10 protein-coding genes and 1 other RNA gene are annotated in these 10,678 nt (G+C 36.3%); 3 read left to right on the top strand and 8 right to left on the bottom strand.

The features are described 5' to 3' along the window. Positions 1-144 precede the first annotated feature (144 nt). Positions 145-321, bottom strand: a non-coding RNA gene (ssrS, locus tag IWB18_RS05390) — 6S RNA. 125 nt (positions 322-446) lie between these two features. On the opposite strand from ssrS, the gene IWB18_RS05385 reads away from it, so the two are divergent. Together IWB18_RS05385 and rpsT are read left to right on the top strand one after the other, a co-directional pair. Further along, positions 447-1,277: a prephenate dehydratase gene (locus IWB18_RS05385; RefSeq protein ID WP_195682590.1), complete on the top strand. Its 831-nt coding sequence runs from the start codon at positions 447-449 to the stop codon at positions 1,275-1,277. A 103-nt stretch (positions 1,278-1,380) separates the two neighbouring features. Next, a complete protein-coding gene (gene rpsT / locus IWB18_RS05380) occupies positions 1,381-1,641 on the top strand; it encodes a 30S ribosomal protein S20 (RefSeq protein WP_195682589.1) in 261 nt (86 codons plus the stop codon). Positions 1,642-1,702: 61 nt separating this feature from the next. On the opposite strand, the gene holA is transcribed toward rpsT, so the two are convergent. From holA to IWB18_RS05365, 3 genes are all read right to left on the bottom strand, one after another. After that, a complete protein-coding gene (gene holA / locus IWB18_RS05375; protein ID WP_195682588.1) occupies positions 1,703-2,722 on the bottom strand; it encodes a DNA polymerase III subunit delta in 1,020 nt (339 codons plus the stop codon). A 3-nt stretch (positions 2,723-2,725) separates the two neighbouring features. Next, on the bottom strand, positions 2,726-4,963 hold the full coding sequence (locus tag IWB18_RS05370) for a DNA internalization-related competence protein ComEC/Rec2 (protein WP_195682587.1): 2,238 nt from the start codon (positions 4,961-4,963) through the stop codon (positions 2,726-2,728). Positions 4,964-5,068: 105 nt separating this feature from the next. After that, positions 5,069-5,728: a helix-hairpin-helix domain-containing protein gene (locus IWB18_RS05365; protein WP_195682586.1), complete on the bottom strand. Its 660-nt coding sequence runs from the start codon at positions 5,726-5,728 to the stop codon at positions 5,069-5,071. Between the two features lie 112 nt (positions 5,729-5,840). Here IWB18_RS05365 and IWB18_RS05360 point away from each other — a divergent pair, with 112 nt between their 5' ends. Beyond that, on the top strand, positions 5,841-7,097 hold the full coding sequence (locus IWB18_RS05360) for a D-alanyl-D-alanine carboxypeptidase family protein (RefSeq protein ID WP_195682585.1): 1,257 nt from the start codon (positions 5,841-5,843) through the stop codon (positions 7,095-7,097). A gap of 4 nt (positions 7,098-7,101) precedes the next feature. Here the strand turns inward: IWB18_RS05360 and IWB18_RS05355 are convergent, their stop codons facing one another. The 4 genes from IWB18_RS05355 to IWB18_RS05340 form a co-directional block, all read right to left on the bottom strand. Then, entirely contained in the window at positions 7,102-7,944 is an 843-nt protein-coding gene (locus IWB18_RS05355; RefSeq protein WP_195682584.1) for a histidinol-phosphatase, read from the bottom strand. Continuing rightward, positions 7,931-8,491 (bottom strand): GNAT family N-acetyltransferase, encoded by a 561-nt coding sequence (locus IWB18_RS05350; RefSeq protein WP_195682583.1) that lies wholly within the window; start codon positions 8,489-8,491, stop codon positions 7,931-7,933. The genes IWB18_RS05355 and IWB18_RS05350 overlap by 14 nt, the downstream gene beginning before the upstream one ends. Positions 8,492-8,661: 170 nt before the next feature. After that, positions 8,662-9,276, bottom strand: a complete 615-nt coding sequence (locus tag IWB18_RS05345) for a V-type ATP synthase subunit D (protein WP_195682582.1) — start codon at positions 9,274-9,276, stop codon at positions 8,662-8,664. A gap of 17 nt (positions 9,277-9,293) precedes the next feature. After that, the gene (locus IWB18_RS05340) at positions 9,294-10,667 is read right to left on the bottom strand and encodes a V-type ATP synthase subunit B (protein ID WP_195682581.1); all 1,374 of its coding nucleotides are present in this window, start codon (positions 10,665-10,667) and stop codon (positions 9,294-9,296) included. Between the last annotated feature and the right edge of the window lie 11 nt (positions 10,668-10,678).

Below are 10,678 nucleotides of genomic sequence, written 5' to 3'. Positions count from 1 at the left end.
ACAGCTTCCTTCAGATTTCACCTCACGATAAACACCCTTGCTGTTTAGCTATGCACTTCCTCGTTACCTAGGTGTGCTCGGGACTTGCACCCGTTAGAGCGCGCCCATGGCGCGCAAACATAAAAAAATAAGCACCTGCAGGTGCTTATTCCCGAAATGTCGTCGTCTGAATTTTGACGCCTAGAAAAATCTAGGTGGGTGTCCTGTTCCAATGCTCTGTCTTCCCCCCTAAAGGGCATGACATCCTATTGGAAACTTCGAACTCCCTTAAAAATGTTGTAGGTTCAAAATATCAGAACTACTCGAGCATTTCAGGAGTTGTTTGATTTAATTATAAACCATTATCTTCGTTTTAGGAAGTTAAATATTACCATTTCCTATATTAATTCTTGATTCTTGACTTCCAATTTAATATAATTTAGATAAAATTTAAAAGGACGGTAATTATGACTAAATACAAAGCTGCTTATCAAGGTGTTCCCGGTTCCTACAGTTATCAGGCTATGAGAGAATACTTCGGCAATGACGTAACTTGCATGAATAAAATGCTGTTTTCCGATGTTTTTGATGCTGTTGTTTCGGGAGAAGCTGAATACGGGATCCTTCCATTTGAAAATTCCACGACCGGTGGAGTCTATGAAGTATTTGATTTAATCTCCAGCAAAGATATTTACATCGTGGGAGAAAGATGCATCGAAGTAAAACATAATTTGATGGGGGTCAAAGGGACTTCTCTAGATAAAATCAAAATAGTTTATTCGCATCAGCAGGCTTTGGATCAATGCAGCAAATTTATAAGAGCCAGAAACATAGATCCCATTCCAACAACAAATACCGCCGTCAGTGCTAAATTGATAAAGGAAAAATCAGATCATACTACAGGATCCATAGGCAGCAAATTGGCTGCCGATCTGTACGACTTGGAAATATTGGCCACAGACATAAACAATTATTTCAACAATATTACCAAATTCATCATTATATCCAAGAATTTTTCCTATGATGATGATGCGGATAAAATCAGTTTGTACTTTACAACCCCTCACAAGCCGGGAGCACTATATTCAGCTTTGGGACTTTTCGCAAAAAATAACATAAATTTATTGAAGCTTATAAGCCGACCGGCCAAAAATACCCCCTGGGTCTATTCATACTTTGTTGATATCCAGGGCAGTATCAAAGACCCGATAGTTAAGGAGGTCTTAAAAGAACTCGAGTCTGTCAGTCCCACGTATAAATTTCTTGGATGTTACAAATCACACAATTTGGATGTTTGACCATTAAATTTGTTCAATCTAATTATTTTAAAATAAGTCTTGAATTATAGGTTCTCAAGTGATAAAATATCTAATGTTATAAAGAATGAGGGGTGGTGAAAACATGGCAAATATAAAATCAGCTATGAAAAGAGCTCAAATCGCAGAGCTAAGAACAGCCAGAAATAAAAGTGTTAAGACCGGCATAAAAACTAATATCAAAAAATTCGAATCAGCTCTTGAGTCTAAAGATTCTGAGGCCGCTCTAACAGCTTACAAAACTGCAGTAAAAAGTTTGGATAAAGGCGTTGCAAAAGGTGTACTGCACAAAAACTCCGCTGCCAGAAAAAAAAGCAGTTTGGCTAGAAAACTAAATGCGATGTAACCCCGTTCTGTATTTCCCACATAGTGTCTAAAATAAAGACTACCCTAAGGTAGCCTTTTTTTTATCTCAAATCATACAGCAGTAATTCAAGCATAATTTTAGGATCGTTCTTGCTGCTTTTGAGCAATTCGTCTATCTGAGCACATTTCCCATATGCACGATTCAACTTGTCATGATTGAAGCTTCTTCCTTGCTTGAGAGCGTTATTTATCATAAAAGTCCTTACCTTCATTTCAGATGCAATGTGGTCTGGCGAGTATCCTTTATTCTTGAGAATTTTTGCATTGTAGATCATCCTAAGCTGTCTTACTACCATTTGAAGTATTCTAATTGGCGGCTCTCCGCTATCCAAAAGATAATCCAGCATCTCCAATCCATCTTTTAGATTTCCTGTCCCAATATGATCGAGCATTCTGAATATATTATGTTCTACACTTTTTGAAATGACTTTTTCTATGTCTTCTCGAGTTATTATTTCTCTGTCACCAACGAAAGCAATAAGTTTCTCAGTTTCATTGTCGATGTCTTCCAACTTCAGTTTACTGTCTTTGTTTAAATAGTCAGTGCTTTGAATTAGATGGTCCAAGTCACGAACATCGATTTTTTTTCGAGAAAGTCTTATACGTTTTGATATCCATTTTTGTAAATCAGATCTGTTCAATTTATTTGACTCTATCAAAGCGGCATTTTTTTGCAGTGCCTTGAATAGTTTTCTTTTTGAATCGACAGTTCTATTCAAAAATACCAAAGATGTGCTTTTATTGGGTGACTTTATGTATTCGATCAAATTATCCAATTCCTTGTCACTGCCGCCTCCAAAAAACAAAGGGCTGTCAGATACAAGTACCATTCTCCTATCGCTCATAAATGGCAAGGTCTCGCAAAATCCGACAATTTCATCTGCTGTTTGAACTTTCTCATCAATTTTAATAAAATTGATCTGTTCAAATGCTGGATCTATAATTGCGGATTTTAAATTTGAAGCCATTAAAGCAGATATGTGATACTCCTCGCCATACAATAGGTAAATGCTATGAAATTCGTTATTTTTAATTTCTGCCATCAGTTCTTTATAATTCATTATTTACTCCTCGCATGTAATTTCCGTCCAAATCTTTTTACCGTCTGTTTCAATCATCACAGCCCCGTTCAAATCAGTACGATAGTATTTTATACCTTTATTGCTCATTAATTCAAGTGTTTTATCTGCAGGGTGAGCGTACCTGTTGTTCTCTCCGACGCTAATAACAGCCATCTTGGGATCGATACTATCCAAAAATGCTTCTGAAGTTGAACTGTCACTTCCATGATGCGCAACCTTTAAAATAGTACTCTGAATTTCATTGTTTCTTTCAATTATTTTTCTTTCTCCATATTCTTCGATGTCACCAGTAAATATAAATGATATTTGATCATAAACAAGTCTGGTTACCAGAGAACTGTTGTTGGAATCCACATATTCATCTCCTATAAGTGGATATATTACTTCCAGTGAAATTTGTTTTCCAAATCTGAATATGTCACCTTCTTCCGACTTTATTAAATCAATTTTCATTTTTGTCGCTTCTTCCAGAAAGGAAAAATCTTTTTCATCTTCCAAATTATTCAAAACGAGTCTTTTGATTTTATGATTTCCAATCAATTCCTGTATACCTTTCGAATGGTCAAAGTGTGTATGAGTGAGAATCACAAGATCCAAATCACTTATGCCTTTATGCAAGAGCGCCTTCAATACAACATCTTCTCCAACATTTTTATTTAAATTACCTCCACCATCTATAAGGACATCAATATTTCCAGGCATTTCAATCAACACAGAATCACCTTGTCCCACATCAAAAAATGTTACTTTTAAGCTTTTATCGTTGAAATGATTCCCAATTAACACACACATGAACATTGCAGCAAACAAAATCGGCATGAGATTTTTATACTTGTTCTCAAATTGAAAATATCCAAAAACATAGAACAAGAACATATAGTACATCAAGATGATCAAAGGCTCCAGTGAAAATACTCTGATGTATGAAAAAGGCAGATCATAGAAATACTTCGTAAGGATAAAAATCAAGTCAATAATCATACTGAGACACCCAAAAACCATATCCGCCGAAAAAGGAGCTAAAGCTGCCAGGAAAACACCAATAATCAAAGCTATCAGCAAAACTCCTGCCAAAGGTACTGCTAAAATATTCAATATAATCGATAATGGGGAAATTCCGTTAAAATTGCATGCCAATATCGGATATGTAAAAATCTGGATTGTTATCGTTAGGATCAATCCGAGAAAAACATTTTTTATGATAAAGTTTTTAATTTTGAATTTACCAGCAATTAAAGGATAAAAAACTGAAATTGAAAATACAGCTCCATAGGACAACAAAAAAGAGACCATAGTTGCCTTATATGGATTTATGCACAGATTTATGCAACCTACAAGAAAAATTGCATTTATGGGATCGTAGTGGTACTTTGTAATTCTTGAATACATATTTATAAGAACCATCAAAGAAGCCCTTACTACCGAAACACTTAAACCGCACATGCAGGAATAGAAAATCAAAAATATGGATAAAACAGCAAATTGCACCTTAACTGAGACTTTTAAACAAGTAAACACCGTGTAAAAAAAACTGTAAATTATTCCCACATGCAAGCCGGAAACAGCCAGGATATGTGAAATGCCTGCTTTTACAAACATGTCTTCATATTCATCACTCAAATTTTTTTCACCAAACAGTATTCCTTTTGCAAAATCCCGTTCATTCTCTTCCAGATTGGAATCCAATACTCTTATTATACGTTCCCTCAAATCAGAAATGCTTTTGATGGCAAAATTACTCTGTTCTTCCAGTACAGATGCAGCCTCTGCATAAATAAGATAATCGATGTTGTAAGCTTTTAGGTATAGCCTGTAATCGAAACCTCCCGGATTCCTTTTTTCGGGCGGTTTTTTTACATTGCCGGACACAAGAATCTTATCCCCAAAACCCGGTATTTTTTCAATCACTTCACGATCTAGATAACAGCGTAATGTGGTTTTGTCATTGATGTTTTTCAAATCAACTACGATCTCTTCGTTATTTATTTTTGGAAAGCTAATAACCGTGCAAAAAATCTCAGATTCGGAGTAATCCCGATAATCAGCGGCTTGAGCATCGATTTTTGCAGTTCTAATTGATATGGATAAAGAAAATACCAGCGCAGCAACCAAGATCAGCTTTATTTCTTCCTTATTTTTTGACAAAGCCAGTTGTAGTCCGAATACTATCGCCCATAATAAAATGAAATACAGCTTTTCACAACTAACTAACAAGAACATCAACAAACCTTCAATAAACAAAAAAACAAACATACGCCTCATTCAATCATCCTTTGATCAACGGCTTTCGTTTGCTTGGTTTGAAAAAATATATCCAGCCTATTTTTAGTTTACAGTTATCATTTCTTTTAATTCATCGAAAATGGAATCACCGATTCTTTTCACATTTTTAATTTCTTCTTTTGAGTTGAAAAAATTATTCGACTCACGATAATCGATGATATTTTCAGCTATCACATCACCGATACCGGGAAGTTTTGTCAATTCACTTTTGGATGCAGTATTTATATTTATCAGCGATCCATCTCCTTGACTTGAGTCACCGTTCGTTGTTAGCACTCGAGATTTATCGTTTATGTTTCCAACTACAATCTTTTGCTGGTCTACTACTATCGATGCCAGATTTATCGAATCCATGTCTCCATCCTCCGTTAAACCGCCAACCATCTCAATGGCTTCAAATAATCTGGACCCCTCACTGATTTCCACTATACCCGGGGATTCGACCTCACCTGAAACATGCACATAAATATTTTCAACTCCAGCGTCTTTAGGTTCTTCAAATTCGACTGTTTCCGATTCCGTTTCTTTCTTGATCTGGTTTTGAATCTCGTATTCTTTCTCCTTGATGTTCCCAGAATTCAATGTTTCCAAAGATATGTCCTCTTTTGTCATCTGGCTGGAATAAATAGCTGCAAATAGGCAAATTCCTGCCAAAACTATAATCACAATTATTTTTTTGTCGCCCAGTTTATTAAAAATCAAATTTTCACCTCCAAAAATATAATTCTTTATCTTTTATTAATTTCCTTTATTTTTTTTGATTTTTTAACTATAATAACTTATACTTAATTGAGATTATTTTTGGAGGAATCCGATGATTAAAAAAATTCTATTGAATATTTTATTATATATGTTGATATTCGGCAGCACCCCGATTTTTGCCCAACCGTCCATTGAAGCTCCTACCGGCATTTTAATGGATGGAACTACTGGACAGATCCTATATGAAAAAAATTGCGATGAAACATTTTATCCTGCCAGCACAACTAAAATCCTTACCGCTTTGTTGTTCATGGAAAATGTTGCCATGGATGAAATTTTAACAGTTAATGAAGACGTTCCAAACTTGATAGAACAAGGCAGCAGCCAAATCTATCTGATCCCAGGAGAGCAGTTAACAGGCGAACAGTTGTTAAATGCTCTAATGATCGAATCTGCAAATGATGCCGCTGTAGTTATCGCCCAACACATCAGTGGCAACGTAGAAGAGTTTGGCAAATTGATGACTAAAAGAGCCAAAGAGTTGGGAGCAGTCAATTCCAATTTCACAAATCCAAACGGTCTTCATGATGATAATCACTACACTACAGCCAAAGATATGGCACTTATCCTGCAAAAAGTGATCAAATATCCGGCACTAACCGAAATCATGACCCGAAGAAACTATGTCATTCCTGAGACCGCGTATCAGGATACCAGATACCTATGGACCAAAAATAAACTATTGCAAAGTTCGCAAAATAACTTTTACAACGAAAACGTAATAGCAAGCAAAACCGGGTATACCACAAAAGCGGGAAATGCATTGGTAACTGCAGCAAAAAAAGACGATCTAACATTGATTACGGTCGTACTGAACTGTATCGGTACCATGACATACAACGATACTAACGCAATGTTGGAATTTGGATTCAACGGATTCAAACGAATTGAACTACTCAACAACAATCAATTGTTGAAAACCATCCAAATAGGCAAAGACAATTTAGATCTGATTTCGTCTCAAGAATTCAGTTATACCATCCCTAAGAACGAATCGGAAACCATTGAATCCGAAATATTTTTGCCGGATGAAATTTCTCTTCCTCTTGAAAAAGGTGAATCGGTAGGCAAAATCGTTTATACTTTCAACGGATCTGAAATAGGCGCGGTCGACTTGCTCGCTGCAACTGCGATCTCGAAGCCCTTCAGTTTTTTGGGCATATTAAAAACAATATTTTTAATTTTTATCTTATTCTTATTTATTATTTACATCGGGCTTAGATTATATGTAGAAAGAAAAAATAGAATTATAAGACAAAGAAAAGCTCTTAGAAATAGAAAAACAAGGAATGAGTATTCCAAATTCTGATATATCAGAATTTGGAATTTTTCCATTCCCCGTCTTTGAAAACAGATATCTCATTGATTCCCTTGGATTTTAAGATTTCAGCTGTTTCAGCGTAATAATAGTTTACTCCACCGACATCGTGACTGTCTCCATTAACAGTTACTTTGATTTTTTTATCCCTGATCATGTCCAGTATCCAATGGCTTGGATAAAAGCATTCCAGTCCGAATCTTCTTACTCCGCCGGTATTTATCTCTATGATGCTATCCTTTGTTTTTACAACATCCAAAAACTTGTCAACTGCACTTTTATACCAGGATTCCCGTTCATTAAATATCTTTCCCCCTGGATTATTTTTTTTAATAATATCCATATGACCAACGATATCCGGGTTGCACTCCAAAACCATATTCGATAAAATATCGTAGTAATATTCTACTGCCTTTCTTGCATCCCCATGGAAAGTTTCATTTATTCCTGAAACAAAACTTTCAGGGTCTTCATCTAAATACCAATATTTACCATTGCGACCACTCCCCAACGCATGAACCGAACCTATGTAATAATCCAGCCTATTCATGTAGTATTTCATGCTTGGATTTAACCCCTTATCAAAAAAATAATCTATTTCCATAGATGTATATATCTCTATACTACTAGAATATTTATTTTTAAGCCTATCGATTTCCTCAAAGTATTTATCTAAATCCCCAACACTCATTGTCCAGTGAGATTCTCCTTCGATAGGCGCATGAGATGTTATTCCAATACTTTCCAATTCGTGGTCAATAGCAGCCAAAACCATATCTTCGATGGTATTTTTACCGTCACAAAACTCTGAATGAATGTGAAAATTACTTTTGATCATTGATCCAATCCTCCCTGGTCATTGCGTAACGTATGTGATCCTTCCATTTGCCGTTAATAAACAAATATCTAGGTGAGAATCCTTCCCTCCTGAACATTAGTTTTTCAACCACTCTGTTGGACGAATCATTATCAGGAATTACATTTATTTCAATTCGGTGCAATTTCAGATCCTCGAAAGCGTACCTAATCAATCTCTCACATGCTTCAGTCATATATCCTTGATTGGTTTCTCTTCCATCGATTTTGTATCCCAAAAAACAAGATTGAAAATTTCCCCTGATTATACCGCTTAAAGAAGCTGATCCAATGATCCTGTCTCTTTTTCCTGCTTTAAATATCCAAAACCTGTATTCCAGATCTTTACGTCTATTTTTAATTTGATCGACCAAATCAAAAAATTGATACTCAGATTCATAGAAAGATTCTGTACGCTCCGGTTCCCAATTTTTTAAAAAATCTTTGTTTCTCGAATAAAACTCTGCAGTCATTTTTGCAAAAGTGATATTTGAACTTATCAATTCAAGCCTGTCTGTTTCTAAAATCATGGTTTCACCTCCGATTTCATACAAATAAATAAAAATGCCAAGGTTAATGAAATCACTTACCCATGGCATTTTTATCTATTGACAGTATCCATACGCTTTGTTGCACAACACCACCTGAACAGTATAATCCATAGCTTTAAAATTTACAACTATCACATTAAAAGGTTCCTTTAACGCTTCTTCTTGATTATCTTTAATCTGAAAAAGTCTTCCCTCTCTTTTTCTTCAAGAGTTTCTTCAATAAATTTAATTTGTTTTTCCAATCGCGGAATATGGATCTTTTCCAAGGCGTTGGCCCTTTTTTGAGTTTTTCTTATTTCAATGGATAATTTATGAGCCGCTGTTTCAACTCTGGCCAACTCGTAAGAAAGGTATTTAACTTCATTTAAGGCAAATACCATAACGTCCAGAGAAGGATTGGTTCGATAAAAACCATACTGTGGTTTTAATTTTTCGGATTTTTCATACATTATTTCAGGAATCTCTACACCCATAACGCTCTTGAATCTAATTTGGTAATCTTTTTCTTTTTCCATACCAAGTATAACTTCCTCAAGATTGGTAACTCCCATGGTTATGCTGGCATGCTTGATGGCCTCATATGCTTCATTGAATTTTTTTTCAATTTCTATTTCTATTTTCTTTGCCGCCTCTATCAAAGTCATCATCTCTTGAATAAGGACGGTTCTTTTCTTGTCCAAAAGTTCGAAACCTTTTTTAGAAAAGTCCATCGTTCCCTTGCTTTTGAGTAGATTTGCCTTCGTTGGTGTTATTCTGTTTGCCACGGAATCACCTTCAATCCTTAATTGTTATAATATTTTTCGATAAGCTCCGGGCTTAATCTAGTCAATTCATTGGCAGGCAATACTTTAAGTATTTCCCAACCCAGATCCAACGTCTCATTTATATTCCTGTTTTCTTCAAAACCTTGAGCTATGAATAAATCTTCAAATTTCCTTCCAAACTCCATGTACTTTTTGTCATTTTCTGTCAGATCATCTTCACCTATTATTTGAGATAGAGCTCTGACTTCCTGAACCTTCGAGTACGATGCAAACAATTGATTCGCCAAGTCCGGATGATCCGCCCTGGTATATCCCTCCCCGATCCCATCTTTCATCAACCTCGAAAGAGAAGGCAGGATGTCGACAGGTGGATATACGTTGTTTTGAAACAGATCTCTCCCCAAAACTATTTGCCCCTCTGTGATAAAACCTGTAAGGTCGGGTATCGGGTGAGTGATATCGTCGTTGGGCATAGTAAGGATCGGCAGAAATGTTATTGATCCCGGTTTATCTTTCAACATGCCCGCTCTCTCGTATAAGGATGCCAAATCAGAGTATAAATAGCCCGGGAACCCTTTTCTGCTTGGCACCTCTTCTCTAGCGGAAGAAACCTCCCTGAGAGCTTCACAATAACTTGTTATATCACTCATGACGACCAAGATCTGCATTCCTTCCTCGAATGCCAGATATTCTGCGGCAGTCAGTGCACATCTCGGGGTGTTGATTCGCTCGGCAACGGGATCATCGGCATAGTTAATAAACATAACGACTCTATCCATCGCATTGGCTTCTATAAAGCTTTTTCTGAAGAAATCAGCATCATCGTGTTTTACACCAATGGCAGCAAAAATAACAGCAAACTCTTCATCTGAATCCTCGCCAAGTTTCGCCTGTCTTACTATCTGTGCCGCCAATTCATTGTGCGGCATCCCATTTCCAGAAAAAATAGGTAACTTCTGTCCTCTTATCAAAGTCATCAGTGCGTCGATGCTTGAAATCCCAGTCTGTATGAAATCTCTGGGATATTCCCTGGCAACGGGATTGATGGCTCGACCATTAATATTGTACTTCCGCCTGCTGAATATTTCGCCTCCAAGATCCGCCGGTCTTCCCAAACCGTCAAAAACCCTTCCCAGGATCTCTTTGGATAATGGAAGTTCAAATGCCTCATCCCTAAATTTTATTGAAGAGTTGTCAGTAGACAATCCTGAAGTATTTTCAAATACTTGAATTGTGGCTTTGTCTTCGTCAAGTCGAATAACTTTTCCTTTTTTAATTTCACCGTTCCGACTTTTTATGTCAACAACTTCGCCGTAAGCTACATCTTCCACATTTGAAACTTCAACAAGGGGACCTACGACTTTATCGATTTTCAAATACTCTTTTATCATAATTTCATCCC

This window comes from Alkalibacter mobilis (genome assembly GCF_015594845.1).
GTDB classification, from domain to species: Bacteria; Bacillota; Clostridia; order Eubacteriales; family Alkalibacteraceae; genus Alkalibacter; species Alkalibacter mobilis.
Note: the sequence above shows the minus strand (reverse complement) of the source record. Positions and strands in the feature narration are given on the sequence as shown.

Coding starts and splice junctions, on each gene's coding strand:
- rpsT (WP_195682589.1), top strand. CDS start 1,381: ATGGCAAATATAAAATCAGCTATGAAAAGAGCTCAAATCGCAGAGCTA.
- holA (WP_195682588.1), bottom strand. CDS start 2,722: ATGAATTATAAAGAACTGATGGCAGAAATTAAAAATAACGAATTTCAT.
- IWB18_RS05350 (WP_195682583.1), bottom strand. CDS start 8,491: ATGATTTTAGAAACAGACAGGCTTGAATTGATAAGTTCAAATATCACT.
- IWB18_RS05360 (WP_195682585.1), top strand. CDS start 5,841: ATGATTAAAAAAATTCTATTGAATATTTTATTATATATGTTGATATTC.
- IWB18_RS05355 (WP_195682584.1), bottom strand. CDS start 7,944: ATGATCAAAAGTAATTTTCACATTCATTCAGAGTTTTGTGACGGTAAA.
- IWB18_RS05370 (WP_195682587.1), bottom strand. CDS start 4,963: ATGTTCTTGTTAGTTAGTTGTGAAAAGCTGTATTTCATTTTATTATGG.
- IWB18_RS05385 (WP_195682590.1), top strand. CDS start 447: ATGACTAAATACAAAGCTGCTTATCAAGGTGTTCCCGGTTCCTACAGT.
- IWB18_RS05340 (WP_195682581.1), bottom strand. CDS start 10,667: ATGATAAAAGAGTATTTGAAAATCGATAAAGTCGTAGGTCCCCTTGTT.